Genomic DNA, 18,251 nt, shown 5'->3' on the forward strand with positions numbered 1-18,251 from the left:
GCCTGCAGGTGGGCGTCACTCCACTCGGAAGAGCTGCATCGACGTTCCGGCGACTGGCAGCACGTCTCCCGGCAGGTACCGTCGCTGCTCTTCGGTGGGGGTCTCGTCGGCGCTCGACCACAGCGCGGTGAAGGCGGTCGCGCCCTCGAGGACGTCGGGCAGACGAACGTCGATCGGCGTCTCGGTGCCGTGCACGATCAGCAGGATGCGGTTGCTGTCGCCGTCGCGCGTGTCGCTCGTCGCGACGTACTGCAGCGTGCGGTGACGCGGGTCGTTCCACTGCTCCGCCTCCATGGTCTCGCCGTTCTGGTCGAACCACTCCATCTCCGACGCCTCGGGAACGTGCTCGCCGAGCACCGCGTATCTCGCCGGTCGCAACGCACGGTTCTCGGCGCGCAGGCGCGTGAGCGCGGTCACATGCGCGAGCAGATCCTTCTGCCACTGCTCGTGCGTCCAGTTCAGCCAGGTCAGCGCCGAGTCGTGGCAGTAGGCGTTGTTGTTGCCCTTCTGCGTGCGTCCGAACTCGTCGCCCGCGGTGATCATCGGGATTCCGGCCGAGAGCAGCAGGGTGCCCATCAGGTTGCGCATCGCTTTGCGCCTCGCCGCGAGGATCGCCGGGTTGTCGGTCTCGCCTTCGACGCCGTGGTTGAACGATCGGTTCACATCGGCGCCGTCGCGATTCTGCTCGCCGTTGGCCTCGTTGTGCTTGACGTCGTACGTCACCAGGTCGTGCAGGGTGAACCCGTCGTGCGCGGTGACGAAGTTCACGCTGGCCAGCGGGCCGCGCTCCTCGGAGTAGGTGTTGGCCGACCCTGCCAGCCGGTTGGCGAAGCCGCCGACGCCCACCGGTGCCGACGCGCGGCGGGCGTAATCGATGTCGCTGAGCCAGAAGTTGCGGGCGCGGTCTCGGAAGCGGTCGTTCCACTCGCTCCAGCCGGCCGGGAAGTTCCCCGTCTGCCAGCCACCGAGCCCCACGTCCCACGGCTCGGCGATGATCTTCGCATCCTGCAGGAGCGGGTCCTCGCCGATGGCCCGCAGCAGCGGGTGCTCGATGTCGTATTCGTGATTCGCGTTGCGGCCGAGCGCCGTGGCGAGGTCGAAGCGGAAGCCGTCGACCTGCATCTCGGTCGCCCAGTAGCGCAGCGAGTCGAGCACGAGGCGCGCGGGAGCGTCGGCCGAGGTGTTCAGCGTGTTGCCGCACCCGGTCGTGTCGACGTAGGCGCCGTCTTCGAGCTGGCGGTAGTAGAGCGCGTTGTCGATGCCGCGGAAGCTCGAGCGGGGACCGCCGATGCCCTCTTCGCTCGTGTGGTTGTACACGACGTCGAGGATGACCTCGAGCCCGGCCTGATGCAGCAGCTTGACCATGCCCTTGAACTCCGCGAGCACAGCCTCGGGTCCCGCGCGGCGCGCCGCTTCGGTGGCGTACGCGGTGTGCGGGGTGAAGAAGCCGAGGGTGTTGTAGCCCCAGTAATTGGTCAGCCCGCGCTCGAGCAGCCGCGGTTCGGGAACGAACGCGTGCACGGGCAGCAGCTCGACGGTCGTCACGCCGAGCCGGGTGAGATACTCCGTCATCGCCGGGTGGGCGAGTCCGGCATAGGTTCCGTGCAGCGCCGCGGGCACTCCGGGGTGCCGCTTGGTGAGCCCCTTGATGTGCCCCTCGTAGATGACCGTCTCGTCCATCGGCACGCGAGGCTTTCGCACGTCGCCCCAGTCGAAGCCGTCGGCGATGACGACCGACCGCCATTCCTCGTACCCGTGTCCCTGCGCCAGCCCTCGGGAATAGGGGTCGAGCAGCAGCCGCTCGGGGTTGAAGACGTTGCCCGGCCCGTGCGGTCCGTCCACCCGAAGCGCGTAGCGGGCGCCGGGCTGCAGCAGAGCAGTGGTGACCTGCCAGATCCCACCTGCCCTGCGCTCGAGCGAGAGGGTCTCGATCTCCCAGTCGAGGTCGTGCTCGTCGAAGATCACGAGCTCGATCGACGACGCGTTCTGAGACCACACGCGCAGTGTTCCGACGCCGTCGTGCAGACGCACGCCGAGGTCGTCGAGGGTGTCGCCGCCGAGCGGCGGCCGGGGCAGAGCGGGCATGAGCAACAGCCTAAACGCGCCGCCCCTTCCGTGATGAATCCGAGTTCCACCTGTGCTGATCTCCAGTCCCGTCGTGACCGGCGGTGGGAGGATGGAGGGATGCGGCACTACCTCGATCACGCGGCCACGACGCCGTTGCGCGCCGTCGCCCGCGACGCGTGGATCGCCGCATCGGCGATCGTCGGCAACGCCTCCTCGACGCACGGTGCGGGTCAGGATGCCCGCCGGCTGCTCGAGGAGTCCCGCGAGCGGGTGGCGGCTGTTCTCGGGTGCGAGCCGATCGAGGTCGTGTTCACCTCGGGGGGAACCGAATCGATCAACACGGCGCTGCGCGGACTGTGGGCGATGCGCCGCGCGGATGCCGGATCGATCGTGCTGCCGGATGCCGAGCACCACGCCACCATCGACACCGTCGCGGCCCTCGAACGCGACGGCGCCCGTGTGCGGTCGGTTCGGGTGGACGCGCAGGGGCGGATCGACGTCTCCGCGTTCGCCGACGCACTCGACGGAGCCGCCCTCGCGACCGCCCTCGTGGCGAACAACGAAGTCGGGACGATCAACGACGCGGCCGCCATCAGCTCGGCGGCTGCGGTGGCGTCGGTTCCGCTTCACCTCGACGCGGTGGCCGCGTGCGGGCAGCTGCCCCTGGTGTTCCGGGCGCTGAGGGGGGAGGCGCCGCCGGAGGCGGGTCTCGTCGCGATGAGCATCGCCGGTCATAAGATCGGCGCGCCGGTCGGCACGGGTGTGCTGATCGCGGCGCGCGGCGCCCGGATCGCGCCGCTGCTGCACGGCGGGATGCAGCAGCGCGGTCTGCGCGCCGGCACCCAGGACGTGCCTGGCGCTGCCGCCCTGGCCGCCGCGCTGGAGGAGGCCGAGGAGCAGCGTGCGAGCGAGAGCATCCGGCTCGCCGCTCTGCGCGACGGACTCGTCGCCGGCATCCTCGACGCGGTCCCCTCCGCCAGCCTGCTCGGCGACGCGCAGGACCGTCTGCCCGGCAACGCGCACCTGCTGTTTCCCGGGGCGGTGGGGGAGAGCCTGCTCTTCCTGCTCGATATGGCGGGCATCTCGGCGTCGACAGGGTCGGCCTGTCAGGCCGGGGTCGCCGAGCCCTCTCACGTGGTGATCGCGATGGGTCGAAGCGAGCGGGATGCCCGCAGCGTGCTGCGGTTCACCCTCGGCGCCTCGTCGACTCAGGCGGATGTCGACGCGGTGATCGCAGCTGTGCCGGATGCCGTCGCACGTGCCTCCCGCTGACACGCCACGCCCAGCCACCCGCTCGTAGACTGGAGTCCATGCGAGTTCTGGCGGCGATGAGCGGTGGTGTCGATTCAGCGGTGGCCGCGGCGCGAGCCGTCGATGCCGGGCACGACGTCGTCGGTGTCCATCTCGCGCTCTCGCGTGCGGGCGGGACGCTGCGCACCGGCAGTCGCGGATGCTGCACCGTCGAAGACGCACTGGATGCCAGGCGCGTGGCCGATCTGCTCGGCATCCCGTTCTACGTGTGGGACTTCTCGGAGCGCTTCCGCGACGATGTGATCGATGACTTCATCTCGGAGTACAAGGCGGGGCGGACGCCCAACCCGTGCCTGCGCTGCAATGAGAAGATCAAGTTCGCCGCTCTTCTCGAGCGTGCGATCGAGCTCGGGTTCGATGCGGTGTGCACCGGCCACTACGCGACGCTCGTCGACGGCTCCGAGGGCCTCGAGCTGCATCGTGCATCCGACTCGGCCAAGGACCAGTCCTACGTGCTCGGGGTGCTGAACGCCGAGCAGCTGGCGCACACGTACTTCCCGCTCGGGGAGACGCCCTCCAAGGCGCTGGTGCGCGCGGAGGCCGCGGAGCGCGGCATCACCGTCGCGCAGAAGCCGGACAGCCACGACATCTGCTTCATCCCCGACGGCGACACCCGCGCGTGGCTCGCGGAGAAGGTCGGCACCGCGACCGGGGACATCGTCGACCGCGACGGCGACGTCGTCGGCACCCATGAGGGCGCCCATGCATTCACGGTGGGCCAGCGGCGCGGTCTGCGCCTGGGGGTTCCGGCCCCGGACGGCAAGCCGCGCTTCGTCCTGGAGGTGCGGCCCGTCTCGAACACCGTCGTCGTCGGCCCGAAGGAGGCCCTGGCGATCGCGGAGATCGCGGGGGAGCGCTTCTCGTGGGCGGGTGCCGCGCCCGCGGCGTCGGAGTTCGCCTGCGAGGTGCAGATCCGCGCCCACGCCGATCCTGTGCCGGCGCGGGCGCAGGTCACCGACGCGGGTGTGCGGGTGGTGCCCGATTTCCCGCTCGACGGCGTCGCGCCCGGGCAGAGCGCGGTCATCTACGTCGGCACGCGGGTGCTCGGTCAGTTCACGATCGACACCACGGTCTCGGCGGTCCCGATCGGCGCGTGAACCGATCGGATCGCTCAGGTCAAGGCCTCCGGGTTGTCGGCGGCCGCTCATAGACTTGCGTGGTGCCTGAGAACATCTCGCTGACCGACGCCCGCGCCGAAGCCGAAGAGCTGACGACCCGCATCCTTGAGGCGAAGGACGCGTACTACGGGCGCGACACGTCGCTCGTCGACGACGCCACGTACGACGCCTGGATGCACCGGCTGGAAGAGCTCGAACGCCTGCACCCCGAACTGCAGGGGCAGGATTCGCCCACGCAGATGGTCGGCGCCGCCGGAGCGACCGGGCTGGACACGATCGAGCATGCCGAGCGGATGCTGAGCCTCGACAACGTGTTCTCGCTCGACGAGCTGCGCGAGTGGGCGGCGAAGACCCGGGCATCCGCCGGGCGCGAGGTCGCCTGGCTCACCGAGCTGAAGATCGACGGACTGGCGATCAACCTGAGATACGAGAACGGGGTGCTCACCTCGGCGGCGACCCGCGGCGACGGCCGGGTCGGCGAGATCGTCACCGAGAACGCGCTGCGCCTCGCCGACATCCCCGAGCGGCTCGTCGGGGAGGGGCATCCGGAGATCGTCGAGGTGCGCGGCGAGGTGTTCATCCCCGTGGCGGCCTTCGAGCGGCTCAACGCCGCCCAGGCGGCGTTCCGCGACCGCGTCTTCGCCGTGGCGCGCGAGCGGTGGGAGGCGCGCACGGGGGCGAAGAAGCCCTTCGACGACGAGAAGGCGCGCACCGCTGCGGCTCGGCGGTTCCCCGCATTCGCCAATCCGCGCAACGCCGCCAGCGGCGGACTCCGACAGCAGATCGACAAGAAGAGCGGTCTCGAGCTCGAAGCAGGGCTGCTGCGCATCGAGTCGCTGTCGCTCTACGTGCACGGCATCGGCGCCTGGAGCAACCCCCCGGTCGCAGCCCAGAGTGAGGTGTACGAGCTGCTCGCCTTGTGGGGCCTGCCGACGAGCCCGCACACGAAGGTGTGCCGCAGCATCGACGAGGTCGAGGAGTTCGTCGCGCATTTCGGCGAGCACCGCCACGACATCGAGCACGAACTCGACGGCATCGTCGTGAAGGTCGACGAGCTCGCACTGCACGACGAGCTCGGCGCGACCAGCCGCGCGCCGCGGTGGGCCATCGCCTACAAGTACCCGCCGGAGGAGGTGCAGACCCGCCTGCTCGACATCGTCGTGTCGGTCGGTCGCACCGGACGTGCGACGCCGTTCGCCGTCATGGAGCCCGCCCACGTCGCCGGCTCCGTCGTGCGCCAGGCGACGCTGCACAACAAGGACGTCGTGAAGGCGAAGGGCGTGCTGATCGGCGACACCGTCGTGCTGCGCAAGGCCGGAGACGTGATCCCCGAGGTGCTGGGCCCGGTGGCCGAGAAGCGCGACGGCACCGAGCGCGAGTTCGTCATGCCCGGGCTCTGCCCCGAGTGCGGCACGCCGCTGCGCCCGATGAAGGAGGGCGACATCGACCTGCGCTGCCCGAACGCGCGCTCGTGCCCCGCGCAGGTGCGTGGGCGCGTCGAGCACATCGGATCCCGTGGCGCGCTCGACGTCGAGGCGCTCGGCGAGGTCACCGCCGCGGCGCTCACCCAGCCGAGTCGCCCGTCCGTCGCGCCGCTGGAGACCGAGGCAGGGCTGTTCGATCTGACCCTCGAGCAGATCGTGCCGATCGAGGTCGTCGTCCGCGACTCCGAGACGGGGCTGGCGAAAGAGGACGACGACGGCATCGTCAAGACCCGCGCACCGTTCCGCCGCAACCCGACCGCTGCCGAGAAGAAGCAGGGGCTCGACGGACCGCAGCCGTCATCGCAGGCGGTCAAGCTGCTCGCCGAGCTCGAGAAGGCGAAGACGAAGGAGCTGTGGCGCCTGCTCGTCTCGCTGAACATCCGGCACGTGGGGCCGGTCGCGGCGCGCGCGCTCGCGCAGTGGTTCGGGTCGCTGGACGCGATCCGCGCCGCGAGTCGCGACGAGCTGGCCGCTGTCGAGGGAGTGGGCGGGATCATCGCCGACTCGCTGCTGAGCTGGTTCGAGGTCGACTGGCATCAGGACATCGTCCGGCAGTGGGCGGATGCCGGTGTGCAGTGGTCCACCCCCGGGCATCCCGGCCCCGGGGCCGCCGTCGCCGAGGGCGGCGTGCTCGACGGACTCACGGTGGTCGCCACGGGAAGCCTCGAGGGCTACTCCCGCGAGGGTGCCGAGGAGGCGATCATGAAGGCCGGAGGGAAGGCCGGATCATCGGTGTCGAAGAAGACCGACTTCGTGGCGGCCGGGCCGGGTGCGGGATCGAAGCTCGCGAAGGCCGAGGCGCTCGGTGTGCGCATCCTCGACGCCGCGCAGTTCCACGTCCTCGTCACGCAGGGACCCGACGCGCTGGACGCGTGACCGGCCGCTTCGCGCGGGCGCTTCGCGCGGAGATGGGCGCTTGGCGCGGATGCCCGGGCTGGACACGTCCGCGTGACGCGCTCATCCCCGCGGCTGATGCACGCGGGGATGAGCGCGACGCCGCCTCAGCTCCTGTGTCGCGGCTTGCGCGCGGGGCGATCGTCCCGCGAGTATCCGCGGCCGGCACGGTCGCCTCGGCCGCCGCGGTCGAATCCGCCGCGATCGTCGCGGTCACGCGGTGAGCGACGGTTCGGCACGCCCCGGTCGGGGCGGATCTCGATCAGCTTGCCGGAGATGCGGGTGTCGCGCAGCCGCTCGAGCACCGCCTGATCCATGTTCACCGGAAGCTCGACGATCGAGAAGTCGGGCTTGATCGAGATCGCGCCGAAGTCGTCGCGTCCCAGGCCTCCCTCGTTCGCGAGCGCGCCGACGATCTGCCGCGGCTCGACCCTGTGTCGACGGCCGACCTCGATCCGGTAGGGCGCGTAGTCGCCGCGTCCGCGGCGTTCGCGGGGTCCGCGGTCGCCGCGATCCGACGAGCGGTCCTGACGCTCGCGCGGCGGACGGTTGTCACGCTCCACCGCCCTGGACAGCTCGTCGTTCTCAGGATCGAGCAGCAGCGGAGTCTCGCCCTGGGCGACCACGGCCAGTGCAGCGGCTACGTCCGCCTCGGGCACATCGTTGTTGCGCACGTAGTGGGCGATGATGTCGCGGAACGCCTCGATGCGGCGCGTCTCCCCGAGGGCTGCGGTGATGGCGTCGTCGAAACGCGCGAGACGGGTGGAGTTCACATCCTCGGTCGTGGGCAGCTGCATCTGCGTGGGCACCTGACGCGTCGCCTTCTCGATGTGCTTCAGCAGATAGCGTTCTCGCGGCGTGATGAAGCTGATCGCATCGCCGGTGCGACCGGCGCGGCCGGTGCGGCCGATGCGGTGCACGTACGATTCGGTGTCGGTGGGGATGTCGAAGTTGACGACGTGGCTGATCCGCTCGACGTCGAGGCCCCGGGCTGCGACGTCGGTCGCGACGAGGATGTCGAGCTTGCCGTCCTTGAGCTGGTTGACGCTGCGCTCACGCTGGACCTGCGGGACGTCGCCGTTGATCGCGGCCGCGGAGTATCCCCGGGCGCGCAGCTTCTCGGCGAGAGTCTCGGTCTCATTCTTCGTGCGGACGAAGACGATCATCCCGTCGAAGTTCTCGATCTCGAGGATGCGGGTCAGGGCGTCCACCTTCTGCGCGTACGAGACGACGAGGTAACGCTGGGTGATGTTCTGGTTGGTGGTCGTCTTGCCCTTGATGGCGACCTCTTCAGGCTCGTTCAGGTACTGCTGAGCGAGGCGGCGGATCGTCGCGGGCATGGTCGCCGAGAACAGCGCGACCTGCTTGTCCTCGGGGGTCTGTGCGAGGATCTGCTCGACATCCTCGGCGAAGCCCATCTTCAGCATCTCGTCGGCCTCATCCAGCACGAGGTACTTCAGCTCCGAGAGATCGAGCGTGCCCTTCGCCTGGTGGTCCATGATTCGACCCGGCGTGCCGACGACGATGTGCACGCCGCGCCGCAGCGCAGACAGCTGCACGCCGTATGCCTGCCCGCCGTACACGGGAAGCACGCGCACGTCCTTCATCCGGGCGGAGTACGCCTCGAACGCCTCGCACACCTGCAGCGCGAGTTCGCGGGTGGGGGCGAGCACGAGCACCTGCGGCGTCTTCTGACCGAGGTCGAGGTTCTCGAGCACGGGCAGCGCGAACGCGGCGGTCTTGCCCGTTCCGGTCTGCGCCGTTCCCAGCACGTCGCGCCCCTGCAGAAGCAGAGGGATCGTCGCGGCCTGAATCGGCGAGGGGGTCTCGTACCCGAGGTCCTTGATCGCCTTGAGCAGCGAGCCGGTGATGCCCAGCTGCTCGAATCCGGGAGCGGCTGCGCTCGCGTCGGCGGTCTCGGGCGCGTCGGTGGCAGGGGCGATGTCGTCGGCAGTCACCTGTCAACGATAGTGGGTGCGGATGTGAGTGCGCTGGCCGCTCAGCCGCCGGAGGTCAGCGCCAGCAGGCGCTCCTTCACCTGCCGGCGCAGCACCTTGCCGATCAGCGACTTGGGCAGCTCGTCCACCACGAAGAGACGTCGCGGCACTTTGTACGGGGTGAGGATGCTGCGGGCGAACGCGCGGATCGCCTCGACATCCACCTCCTTGCCGTCCTCCACGACGATCGCGGCGGCGACCTCCTCGCCGGAGCGCTCACTGGGAAGACCCACCACAGCCGCGTCGACGACATCCGGATGCTGCCGCAGCGCGCCCTCCACCTCGGTGGGCGCCACGTTGAAGCCGCCGGTGATGATCAGCTCCTTGATGCGGTCGACGATGCGCACGAACCCGCGCTCGTCGATCGTGACGATGTCGCCGGTGCGGAACCACCCGTCGACGAACACCGCCTCGGTCTCCTCCGGCTTGCCGTAGTAGCCGGAGAACACCTGGGGACCGCGCACGATCAGCTCGCCTGCAGAGCCCGCCGGCACGTCGACGGTCGGATTCTCCGGGTCGACGACGCGGCACTCGGTGCCGGGCAGCGGCAGCCCGACCGTGCCGGCCACCCTGTTGTCGGCGACCGGATTGGCCATCAGCACCGGGGAGCACTCGCTCAGGCCGTAGCCCTCGACGAGGTAGCCCCCGGTCGCCTCCTCGAATGGCACCACGAGGTCGTGCGACAGCGCCATCGCACCCGAGATCGCGACCTCGGTGCCGGCCAGCGAGACACCCTTCTCATGGGCCGCCGCCAGCAGCCGCTCGGCGATCGGAGGCACGAGGGGCAGGAACGTGGCCGGATGCCTCTTCGCGACCTCGAGTACGAGGTCCGGGTCGAATTTCGGGAACAGCACGAGGCGCGCACCCATCGACATGGCGAACGTGAGGCACAGCGTGAGGCCGTAGGCGTGGAACATGGGCAGCACGGCGTAGACGACGCAGCCGTCGCCGCGGGTGATCGACGGCACCCACGCGCGGGCCTGGGCGGCATTGGCGAGCAGGTTGCGGTGCGTGAGCGACGCCCCCTTCGGTGTGCCCGTCGTCCCCGAGGTGTACTGGATGATCGCGAGATCGTCGGTGGCGGGTCGCGGGTGCGACGCCGGAAGCGGAGCGGATGCCACGAGCGAGTCCCAGCTGATCGCGCCGCGCACCTTCGTGGTCAGCGCGTCGCGCGACGCGCGCGCCTTGGCGATCGGCAGCCTCAGCATCAGCCGGGTCGTCAGCGGCATCGACTTCGTGACGTCCACCGAGATCAGGCTCGTCACGGCGAGGTCGGCGGGGAATTCCTGCACGGTGGCTGCGACCTTGCTCCACACGATCGCGTGCTTGGCGCCGTGGTCCTCGAACTGCTTGCGCAGCTCCCGCGGCGTGTACAGCGGATTGTGCTCGACGACGACGGCGCCGAGGCGCAGCACGGCGTAGAACGCGATGATGTGCTGCGGGCAGTTCGGCAGCACGATCGCGACGGGATCACCCGGCCCGAGGCCGAGGTCGCGCAGCCCCGCGGCGGCGCGCTCGATGGCATCCTGCATGTCGCGGTAGGTCGTCTCGCGGCCGAAGAACTGCAGGGCGGGGGCATCCGGGTAGTCGCGCACCGATGCGTCGACGATGTCGATCAGGGAACCGGTGACCTCGGGAAGATCCTCCGGCACCCCCTCGGCGTAACTTGCGGTCCAGGGGCGGGGCGGAACGAATTCGGTCACGCGTCCCAGCTTACGTGGCCGCGCCCCGCGCTCTCGTAGACTGGTGTGGTGTCTGAAATCACCCCTGATCTTGTGCGCCATCTCGGCGTGCTCGCGCGCATCCAGCTGTCCGACGACGAGGTGACGCAGCTGACGGGTCAGCTCGACGCCATCGTCGACAACATCGCGAAGGTGTCGGAGGTCGCGACGCCTGACGTCGTGGCCACCAGCCACCCGATCGCGATGAGCAACGTCTTCCGTCCCGACGAGGTCGGCCAGACCCTCACGCTCGAGCAGACCCTGCAGAACGCCCCGGATGCCGCCGACGGCCGCTTCCGCGTCACCGCGATCCTGGGAGAAGAGCAGTGAGCGACATCATCCGACTGACCGCCGCCGAGCTCGGCGAGAAGATCGCCGCGGGTGAGATCTCGAGCGTCGAGGCGACCCAGGCGCACCTCGACCGCATCGCCGCCGTCGACGGCGACGTGCACGCCTTCCTGCACGTGAGCGAGCACGCCCTCGCCGCGGCGGCCGACGTCGACGCCCGGCGCTCGGCGGGGGAGCAGCTCGGCCCGATCGCCGGTGTCCCTCTCGCGGTGAAGGACGTGCTGGTCACCACCGACATGCCCTCCACGAGCGGATCGAGGATCCTCGAAGGCTACATGTCGCCCTTCGACGCCACGGTCGTCGCCCGCTCGCGGGCCGCCGGCCTGGTGCCGCTGGGCAAGACGAACATGGACGAGTTCGCGATGGGATCGTCGACGGAGTTCTCCGCCTACGGCCCGACCCGCAACCCGTGGGACCTCGGGCGCATCCCCGGCGGCTCCGGCGGCGGATCCGCCGCCGCCGTCGCGGCGTTCGAGGCGCCTCTCGCGCTCGGCTCCGACACCGGCGGATCCATTCGCCAGCCCGCGCACGTCACCGGCACCGTCGGGATCAAGCCGACCTACGGCGGCGTCAGCCGCTACGGGGCCATCGCCCTGGCATCCAGCCTCGACCAGGTCGGCCCGGTGACCCGCACCGTGCTCGACGCCGGTCTGCTGCACGACGTGATCGGCGGTCACGACCCGAAGGACTCCACATCTCTCGCGAAGGAGTGGCCGTCGTTCGCCGACGCCGCGCGCGAGGGCGCCAGCGGGCGGGTGCTCGAGGGGCTCAGGGTCGGCGTCATCAAGGAGCTGCCGGATTCCGGCTTCCAGGACGGCGTGGCGACGTCGTTCCGCGAGTCGCTCGCCCTCATGCAGGCGCAGGGCGCCGAGATCGTCGAGATCTCGGCTCCGCATTTCGAGTACGGCGTGGCTGCGTACTACCTGATCCTGCCCGCGGAGGCGTCGAGCAACCTCGCGAAGTTCGACTCGGTGCGCTTCGGTCTGCGCGTCACCCCGGACGGCAACCCGACCGTGGAGGACGTCATGTCCGCCACTCGCGAGGCCGGTTTCGGCCCCGAGGTGAAGCGACGCATCATCCTCGGCACGTACGCGCTGTCGGCCGGCTACTACGACGCGTACTACGGCAGTGCGCAGAAGGTGCGCACGCTCATCCAGCGCGACTTCGACGCGGCGTTCGCCCAGGTCGACGTCATCGCGACGCCGTCGGCGCCCACCACGGCGTTCCGGATCGGCGAGAAGATCGATGACCCGCTGCAGATGTACCTCAACGACCTGACGACGATTCCGGCGAACCTCGCCGGGGTGCCCGGCATCTCGATCCCCTCCGGTCTCGCAGCCGAGGACGGCCTGCCCGTCGGCATCCAGTTCCTCGCGCCCGCGCACGAGGACGCCCGTCTGTACCGTGTCGGCGCGGCCCTCGAGGCCGCGCTCGTCGACTCGTGGGGTGAGCCGCTGCTCGCCCGCGCTCCGCAGCTGCTGGGAGGAACCCGCTGATGGCAACCGCCAAGCTCATGGACTTCGACAAGGCGCTCGAGATGTTCGAGCCCGTGCTCGGCTTCGAGGTGCACGTCGAGCTGAACACACGCACGAAGATGTTCTCGGACGCGCCGAACCCGGCGAACGACGAGTTCCACGGCGCCGAGCCGAACACCCTCATCGCACCGGTCGACCTCGGCCTGCCCGGCTCGCTTCCCGTGATTAACGCGACGGCCGTGCGCTCGTCGATCAGTCTCGGCCTGGCGCTGGGCTGCTCGATCGCCGAGTCGAGCCGTTTCGCGCGGAAGAACTACTTCTATCCCGACCTGGGCAAGAACTATCAGATCTCGCAGTACGACGAGCCGATCGCCTTCGAGGGATCGGTCGAGGTCGAGCTCGAGGACGGCACGCTCGTGACGATCCCCGTCGAGCGCGCTCACATGGAGGAGGACGCAGGCAAGCTGACCCACATGGGTGGTGCCACCGGCCGGATCCAGGGCGCCGAGTACTCGCTGGTCGACTACAACCGCGCGGGTGTGCCGCTGGTGGAGATCGTCACGAAGCCGATCTTCGGTGCCGAGCACCGCGCGCCCGAGTACGCGAAGGCGTACATCGCCGCGATCCGCGACATCGTGCGCGGACTCGGGATCTCCGAAGCACGCCTCGAGCGAGGAAACCTGCGCTGCGACGCCAACGTGTCGCTGCGACCCCGCGGGCAGGAGAAGCTGGGCACGCGCACGGAGACGAAGAACGTCAACTCGATGCGCTCGGTAGAGCGGGCCGTGCGATACGAGATCCAGCGCCAGGCCGCGATCCTCGCCGACGGTGGAACGATCATCCAGGAGACGCGTCACTGGCACGAGGACACCGGCACGACGTCCCCGGGTCGCCCGAAGTCGGATGCCGACGACTACCGCTACTTCCCCGAGCCGGACCTGCTGCCGGTGCAGCCGTCGCGTGAGCTCGTGGAGGAGCTGCGCGCCGCGCTGCCCGAGCAGCCCGTCGCACGTCGCCGTCGGCTGAAGGCGGAGTGGGGCTTCACCGACCTCGAGTTCCAGGACGTCCGCAACGGCGGACTGATCGACGAGGTTGAGGCCACGATCGCCGCGGGTGCCGCGCCGGCCGCCGCACGCAAGTGGTGGACGGGCGAGATCACCCGCATCGCGAACGCGCAGGAGCGCGACGCCGCCGGCCTCGTCGCCCCGGCGGACGTGGCGGCTCTGCAGGCGCTGGTGGATGCCGGGACGCTGACCGACAAGCTGGCCCGTCAGGTTCTCGAGGGCGTCATCGCCGGTGAAGGCTCGCCGCAGGAGGTCGTGGACTCGCGCGGACTGGCGGTCGTCTCCGACGACAGCGCACTGATCGCCGCGATCGACGATGCCTTCGCCGCGCAGCCCGACGTTCTGGCGAAGATCAAGGACGGCAAGGTGCAGGCCGCCGGTGCCGTCATCGGCGCCGTGATGAAGGCGATGAAGGGTCAGGCCGACGCCGCGCGAGTGCGCGAGCTGATCCTCGAGCGCGCTGCGCAGTGACCAGCGGGTGCCACCGACGCGATGTCGGTGGCACCGGTCAGGATGGATGCATGGGACGAGGTGACGGGTCGGGCCGCATCGTCTCGCCCGCGGGCGCTGACGACAGCGGCACGGGCATCCTGCACGTCGACATGGATGCCTTCTACGCGGCGGTCGAGGTGCTGCATGACCCCTCGCTGCGGGGTCTGCCGCTGATCATCGGCGGACGCGATGGACGCTCGGTCGTCTCCAGCGCGTCGTACGAGGCTCGTCGCTTCGGGGTGCGCAGTGCGATGCCGGTCGGCCAGGCTCTGCGACTCTGCCCGACAGCGCGCGTGGTACCGCCGGATTTCACGCGCTATCGCGCGGTGTCGGCGCAGGTGATGGACATCTTCCAGAGCATCACGCCGCTCGTCGAGCCCCTGTCCATCGACGAGGCGTTCCTCGATGTGCGAGGCGTGCGCAGGCTGTGGGGGAGTGCGGGCGAGATCGCCGCCCTCATCAGACGGCGGGTGCGCGAGGAGGTGGGCATCACGTGCAGCGTGGGCGTCGCGGCCACGAAGCACGTGGCCAAGATGGCCTCGACCGCCTCCAAGCCCGACGGGATGCTCGTTGTGCCGGCTTCCCGCACCCAGGAATTCCTCGACCCGCGGCCGGTGGGCGCGATGTGGGGTGTCGGGCCGAAGGCCGCGGAGGCTCTGCAGCGTCGCGGCATCCGCCTGATCCGCGATGTCCGGGAGGCGCCGAGCGAAGCGCTCGAGCGGGCAGTCGGTCCAGCGCTCGGTCAGCGGATGCAGGATCTCGCGCGCGGTCTCGATCCGCGAACGGTCGAGACCGAGCGCGTCGAGAAGAGCATCGGGCACGAGGAGACGTTCGACCGTGATATCGACGATCTCGATCTGCTGCGCTCGGAGCTGCTGCGTCTCGCCGACAGGGTCGGAGTGAGACTGCGCTCTGCAGGCTGGCATGCCGGGGTGGTCGCGATCAAGATCCGCTTCGCGGACTTCAGCACCCTGAGTCGCAGCGTGTCGCTGCCGGAGCCGACCGACGTGGGTCAGCGCATCGGCGAGACCGCGGTCGGTCTCTTCGGCCAGATCGATCGGCGTGATCCGGTGCGACTGGTCGGCGTGCGTGCGGAGAAGCTCCGCCCGGCCGGCGCGTCGGCGATGACCCTGTGGGACGACGACGAGGACCAGCGCCGGCTGGAGGGGACACTCGACGAAGCGCGAGCACGATTCGGTGTCGGCATGATCACCCGCGCACGGCATGTCGGAGCGGCCGACCGTCGTGGAGCGGGCGACCCGCACCCGCGGCCGTTCGGTCGCGAGTGAACGACTCCGCGGTTCGGCTAGCGTGGAGCCATGCCAGCGCCCCACACCCCTGACCCCTTCGGAGAGCGTCTGGGCGAGGCGACCGCACGGATCCGCGATGCGATCACGGCAGTGGCGGCGTCGAATCCCGTGGTCGTCATCGACGGTCGAAGCGGCGCGGGCAAGAGCAGTCTCGCCGCCCGCGTGGCGCGCGCGTGGCCCCTGCGCACCCCCGTGCAGCTGCTCGCGCTCGATTCGGTCTACCCAGGGTGGGACGGACTCGAGCGCGGCGCCGAGATCGCGCGGGAGAGCGTGCTGCGCCCGCACGGTCGCGGGCTGATCGGCATCTGGCGCCGCTGGGACTGGGAGCGCGAAGAGGAGGCGGAGGCGCACGCCGTCGACCCGGCCCTCGGTCTGATCGTCGAAGGCTGCGGTGCCCTCACACCGGCCTCGGCGGGGCTGGCGGATGTCACCGTCTGGGTCGACGGGCCGCGGGATTCGCGCCGGCGTCGTGCCCTCGAACGGGACGGCGACGGTTTCCGCAGCCACTGGGATATGTGGGCGGCTCAGGAGGATGCGCACATCGCGCGCCACGACCCGCAGGGCCTCGCGCAGCTGAGCATCGTCACGCCGTAGCGGCGTCGTCGGCGTCGTCGGCTCGCTGGATGAGGTCCTCGAGGCGATAGCCGAGCCAGTCGTACACGTGGAAGCGTGGATCGTCCGTCTCGTGATGGTCGGCATGGTCGATGCCCAGGCGGGCGGCGACGACCAGTCGTATCGAGGCGAGCGTGCGCAGCCAGGCGTCGAGGTGGCCCGAGTGCACCTCGACGCTCTGTGGGGCAAGCGGGTCGCGCGTGTCGTCATCGACGTCGAACGGGACGAGATCGTCACGCATCGCGACAGCATCCGCGCGCCGACGGTCGAACAGCTCGTCTGCGGTGCCTCGGTGGAACTCGGCGGCGGCCGCGTCGTCGTCCGGGTAGGCGACGGGCGTCAGCCGCGCCAGGGCCGGATCGGAGCTGCGACGGGGTTCCTCGACGAGCGAGAGGAACTCGTCGGTCAGGTGGAGGAGGTTGCGGCCCTCGACCCACGCGAGCGTGATCGTGACGGTCACTGCGGCGCCTTGCGGATCGTGGCCCAGAGTCCGAAGTCGTGCATCGCCTGCGCGTGCACCTCCATGGTCTCGCGGGGACCGGTGGCGACGACGGCGTGGCCCTCATTGTGCACCGCGAGCATGAGCGCGGTCGCGCGCTCGGGCGGGTACCCGAAGTAGCGGCGGAAGACACGCACGACATAGCTCATCAGGTTCACGGGGTCGTCCCAGACCACCAGCTGCCACGGCACCAGGGGCGCGACGGTGAGCTGCTCGTCGAGCAGGGGAGTGGATGTCGGGATGCTCGTGCTCATGCCCATCCCAGTTCGTGCAGCTGTTCGTCGTCGATGCCGTAGAAGTGCGCGATCTCGTGGACGAGCGTGGTGTGCACCTCGTCACGCAGCTCCTGCTCGTCGCCGCAGGCGTCGAGATGAGCGCGCCGGTAGACGATGATGCGGTCGGGCAGCTCACCCATGCCGTACTGGCCGCGCTCGGTGAGTGCGAAGCCCTCGTAGATGCCGAACAGGTCGCCGCCGTCCTCCGGTTCGTCCTCGACGACGAAGACGACGTTGTCGAGCCCCTCGACCATCTCGTCGGGCAGTCGGTCGAGCTCCTCGACGACGAGCGCCTCGAAGGCGTCGGCGGTCATGTCCATGCCGCCGTCGGCCAGAGCCTGCGCGTCGGAATCGAGTGAGGAGGACATGCTTCGATGCTATAGGCGCAGACACACGAAGGCCCCGGATCCTAAGATCCGGGGCCTTCCCTGGGGTGAGTAACGGGGCTTGAACCCGCGACCCCCGCGACCACAACGCGGTGCTCTACCAGCTGAGCTATACCCACCATGCGCCTGCCGGAGCGGGCAACTCGATAAGTCTATTACATGTTCGGAGTGAACTCTGACACGGTGCGGGTCGCGATGTCGCGCGCCTGGTCCGAGGAGGGGCCGGGGGCGTCGATGAACACCGCGGAGCGGTAGTAGCGCAGCTCGCGGATGGACTCGAGGATGTCGGCGAGGGCCCGATGACCGCCGTTCTTGTCGGGCGCCTGGAAGAAGACACGCGGATACCAGCGGCGAGACAGCTCTTTCACACTCGACACGTCGACGTTGCGATAGTGCAGGTACTGGTCGATCTGCGGCATGTACTTCGCGAGGAACATGCGGTCGGTGCCGATCGTGTTGCCGGCGAGAGGCGCCTTGCGTTCGAGGGGAACGAAGCGCTTGATGTACGCCAGAGTTCGCTCCTCTGCCTCGGCTAGGCTCACGCCGGCGGGGATCTCCTCCATGAGACCGGAGGTGCGGTGCATGTTCGCGACGAAGTCGTTCATGTTCGCGAGGGCGGCATCGCTGGGCTTGATGACGACCTGGAAGCCCGGGTCGAGAAGATTGAGGTCGAAGTCGGTGACCACGACGGCGATCTCGACGAGTTCGTCGACCGAGAGGTCGAGGCCCGTCATCTCGCAGTCGATCCAGACGAGCCGGTCGTTCTCAGTCGAAGAAACCATGGTTCGATCCTAGCGACGGGGCCCGACACGGTAATCTGGAGCCGGTACGCCTCCTTAGCTCAGAGGAAGAGCATCGGCTTTCTAATCCGTTGGTCGCAGGTTCGAATCCTGCAGGGGGCACATCTCACCCACGCAGTGCGGCCACAGCGTCATCGGCGTCCCAGAACTCGCCCACCAGGCGGAAGGCTCCGGATGCCAGATGCAGGCGCTCCGCGCGGAACCGGATGCCGAGCGGATCGGCGATCACCCGCAGGTGGCCGCGGATGACGCCCCGCGCATCGACGACTCGCCACAGGTGATCGCCTGCGCGGTCGAGGTGCTCAGCCCTCGTGCGCAGCGTCGGCGTCTCCCACAGGAGAGCCGGGTGTGTGTCGGTGAGCGAGGTCATGCTGTCTCCTTCCCTGATTCGAACATAT

The 18,251-nt window shown here is 69.6% G+C and carries 16 protein-coding genes and 2 tRNA genes; 9 read left to right on the plus strand and 9 right to left on the minus strand.

Annotated elements, in window-relative coordinates; genetic code table 11:
• Positions 1-15: 15 nt before the first annotated feature.
• Positions 16-2,085 carry a glycogen debranching protein GlgX gene (glgX, locus tag V2S04_RS10140; protein WP_413638376.1) on the minus strand — a complete coding sequence of 690 codons (2,070 nt, stop codon included), beginning with the start codon at positions 2,083-2,085 and terminating at the stop codon, positions 16-18.
• 99 nt (positions 2,086-2,184) lie between these two features.
• Here glgX and V2S04_RS10145 point away from each other — a divergent pair, with 99 nt between their 5' ends.
• From V2S04_RS10145 to ligA, 3 genes are all read left to right on the plus strand, one after another.
• The gene (locus V2S04_RS10145) at positions 2,185-3,339 is read left to right on the plus strand and encodes a cysteine desulfurase family protein (RefSeq protein WP_413638377.1); all 1,155 of its coding nucleotides are present in this window, start codon (positions 2,185-2,187) and stop codon (positions 3,337-3,339) included.
• Between the two features lie 38 nt (positions 3,340-3,377).
• Complete coding sequence (gene mnmA, locus V2S04_RS10150; protein ID WP_413638378.1) at positions 3,378-4,475, plus strand: tRNA 2-thiouridine(34) synthase MnmA; 1,098 nt, start codon at positions 3,378-3,380, stop codon at positions 4,473-4,475.
• A gap of 62 nt (positions 4,476-4,537) precedes the next feature.
• Positions 4,538-6,856 carry an NAD-dependent DNA ligase LigA gene (gene ligA, locus V2S04_RS10155; protein ID WP_413638379.1) on the plus strand — a complete coding sequence of 773 codons (2,319 nt, stop codon included), beginning with the start codon at positions 4,538-4,540 and terminating at the stop codon, positions 6,854-6,856.
• A 125-nt stretch (positions 6,857-6,981) separates the two neighbouring features.
• Here the strand turns inward: ligA and V2S04_RS10160 are convergent, their stop codons facing one another.
• The gene (locus tag V2S04_RS10160; protein ID WP_413638380.1) at positions 6,982-8,832 is read right to left on the minus strand and encodes a DEAD/DEAH box helicase; all 1,851 of its coding nucleotides are present in this window, start codon (positions 8,830-8,832) and stop codon (positions 6,982-6,984) included.
• Between the two features lie 41 nt (positions 8,833-8,873).
• On the minus strand, positions 8,874-10,574 hold the full coding sequence (locus V2S04_RS10165) for a long-chain-fatty-acid--CoA ligase (protein WP_413638381.1): 1,701 nt from the start codon (positions 10,572-10,574) through the stop codon (positions 8,874-8,876).
• A gap of 48 nt (positions 10,575-10,622) precedes the next feature.
• On the opposite strand from V2S04_RS10165, the gene gatC reads away from it, so the two are divergent.
• Genes gatC through V2S04_RS10190 form a run of 5 tightly spaced genes read left to right on the plus strand, consistent with a single transcriptional unit; the run spans position 10,623 to position 15,875 of the window.
• Positions 10,623-10,922: an Asp-tRNA(Asn)/Glu-tRNA(Gln) amidotransferase subunit GatC gene (gatC, locus tag V2S04_RS10170; protein WP_099195633.1), complete on the plus strand. Its 300-nt coding sequence runs from the start codon at positions 10,623-10,625 to the stop codon at positions 10,920-10,922.
• Complete coding sequence (gene gatA, locus V2S04_RS10175) at positions 10,919-12,436, plus strand: Asp-tRNA(Asn)/Glu-tRNA(Gln) amidotransferase subunit GatA (RefSeq protein WP_413638382.1); 1,518 nt, start codon at positions 10,919-10,921, stop codon at positions 12,434-12,436. The genes gatC and gatA overlap by 4 nt, the downstream gene beginning before the upstream one ends.
• The gene (gatB, locus tag V2S04_RS10180) at positions 12,436-13,950 is read left to right on the plus strand and encodes an Asp-tRNA(Asn)/Glu-tRNA(Gln) amidotransferase subunit GatB (RefSeq protein ID WP_413638383.1); all 1,515 of its coding nucleotides are present in this window, start codon (positions 12,436-12,438) and stop codon (positions 13,948-13,950) included. Before gatA ends, gatB begins: the two co-directional genes overlap by 1 nt.
• Before the next feature lie 50 nt (positions 13,951-14,000).
• Positions 14,001-15,260, plus strand: a complete 1,260-nt coding sequence (gene dinB / locus V2S04_RS10185; protein ID WP_413638384.1) for a DNA polymerase IV — start codon at positions 14,001-14,003, stop codon at positions 15,258-15,260.
• A gap of 30 nt (positions 15,261-15,290) precedes the next feature.
• Positions 15,291-15,875 (plus strand): hypothetical protein, encoded by a 585-nt coding sequence (locus V2S04_RS10190; protein ID WP_413638385.1) that lies wholly within the window; start codon positions 15,291-15,293, stop codon positions 15,873-15,875.
• On the opposite strand, the gene V2S04_RS10195 is transcribed toward V2S04_RS10190, so the two are convergent.
• From V2S04_RS10195 to orn, 5 genes are all read right to left on the minus strand, one after another.
• The gene (locus tag V2S04_RS10195; RefSeq protein WP_413638386.1) at positions 15,865-16,353 is read right to left on the minus strand and encodes a DUF2017 family protein; all 489 of its coding nucleotides are present in this window, start codon (positions 16,351-16,353) and stop codon (positions 15,865-15,867) included. The two genes, V2S04_RS10190 and V2S04_RS10195, sit on opposite strands and share 11 nt — an antisense overlap.
• Positions 16,350-16,646, minus strand: a complete 297-nt coding sequence (gene clpS / locus V2S04_RS10200) for an ATP-dependent Clp protease adapter ClpS (protein WP_413638387.1) — start codon at positions 16,644-16,646, stop codon at positions 16,350-16,352. Before clpS ends, V2S04_RS10195 begins: the two co-directional genes overlap by 4 nt.
• Positions 16,643-16,987, minus strand: coding sequence for a metallopeptidase family protein (locus V2S04_RS10205; protein ID WP_413638767.1), 345 nt, complete (start codon positions 16,985-16,987; stop codon positions 16,643-16,645). The genes clpS and V2S04_RS10205 overlap by 4 nt, the downstream gene beginning before the upstream one ends.
• 109 nt (positions 16,988-17,096) lie before the next feature.
• Positions 17,097-17,172, minus strand: a tRNA-His gene (locus V2S04_RS10210).
• A 36-nt stretch (positions 17,173-17,208) separates the two neighbouring features.
• On the minus strand, positions 17,209-17,835 hold the full coding sequence (gene orn, locus V2S04_RS10215; protein ID WP_413638388.1) for an oligoribonuclease: 627 nt from the start codon (positions 17,833-17,835) through the stop codon (positions 17,209-17,211).
• A 48-nt stretch (positions 17,836-17,883) separates the two neighbouring features.
• On the opposite strand from orn, the gene V2S04_RS10220 reads away from it, so the two are divergent.
• A tRNA-Arg gene (locus tag V2S04_RS10220) sits at positions 17,884-17,955 on the plus strand.
• Positions 17,956-17,959: 4 nt separating this feature from the next.
• Here V2S04_RS10220 and V2S04_RS10225 read toward each other — a convergent pair.
• Complete coding sequence (locus V2S04_RS10225) at positions 17,960-18,223, minus strand: hypothetical protein (protein ID WP_099195640.1); 264 nt, start codon at positions 18,221-18,223, stop codon at positions 17,960-17,962.
• Between the last annotated feature and the right edge of the window lie 28 nt (positions 18,224-18,251).

Source organism: Microbacterium sp. OR21, from assembly GCF_047306785.1.
Lineage (GTDB): Bacteria > Actinomycetota > Actinomycetes > Actinomycetales > Microbacteriaceae > Microbacterium > Microbacterium esteraromaticum_E.

Excerpts from the sequence above, each read along its gene's own strand:
- gatB (WP_413638383.1), top strand. The coding sequence starts at position 12,436 with ATGGCAACCGCCAAGCTCATGGACTTCGACAAGGCGCTCGAGATGTTC.
- V2S04_RS10225 (WP_099195640.1), bottom strand. The coding sequence starts at position 18,223 with ATGACCTCGCTCACCGACACACACCCGGCTCTCCTGTGGGAGACGCCG.
- orn (WP_413638388.1), bottom strand. The coding sequence starts at position 17,835 with ATGGTTTCTTCGACTGAGAACGACCGGCTCGTCTGGATCGACTGCGAG.
- glgX (WP_413638376.1), bottom strand. The coding sequence starts at position 2,085 with ATGCCCGCTCTGCCCCGGCCGCCGCTCGGCGGCGACACCCTCGACGAC.
- mnmA (WP_413638378.1), top strand. The coding sequence starts at position 3,378 with ATGCGAGTTCTGGCGGCGATGAGCGGTGGTGTCGATTCAGCGGTGGCC.
- V2S04_RS10190 (WP_413638385.1), top strand. The coding sequence starts at position 15,291 with ATGCCAGCGCCCCACACCCCTGACCCCTTCGGAGAGCGTCTGGGCGAG.
- V2S04_RS10145 (WP_413638377.1), top strand. The coding sequence starts at position 2,185 with ATGCGGCACTACCTCGATCACGCGGCCACGACGCCGTTGCGCGCCGTC.
- clpS (WP_413638387.1), bottom strand. The coding sequence starts at position 16,646 with ATGAGCACGAGCATCCCGACATCCACTCCCCTGCTCGACGAGCAGCTC.
- dinB (WP_413638384.1), top strand. The coding sequence starts at position 14,001 with ATGGGACGAGGTGACGGGTCGGGCCGCATCGTCTCGCCCGCGGGCGCT.
- V2S04_RS10205 (WP_413638767.1), bottom strand. The coding sequence starts at position 16,987 with ATGGACATGACCGCCGACGCCTTCGAGGCGCTCGTCGTCGAGGAGCTC.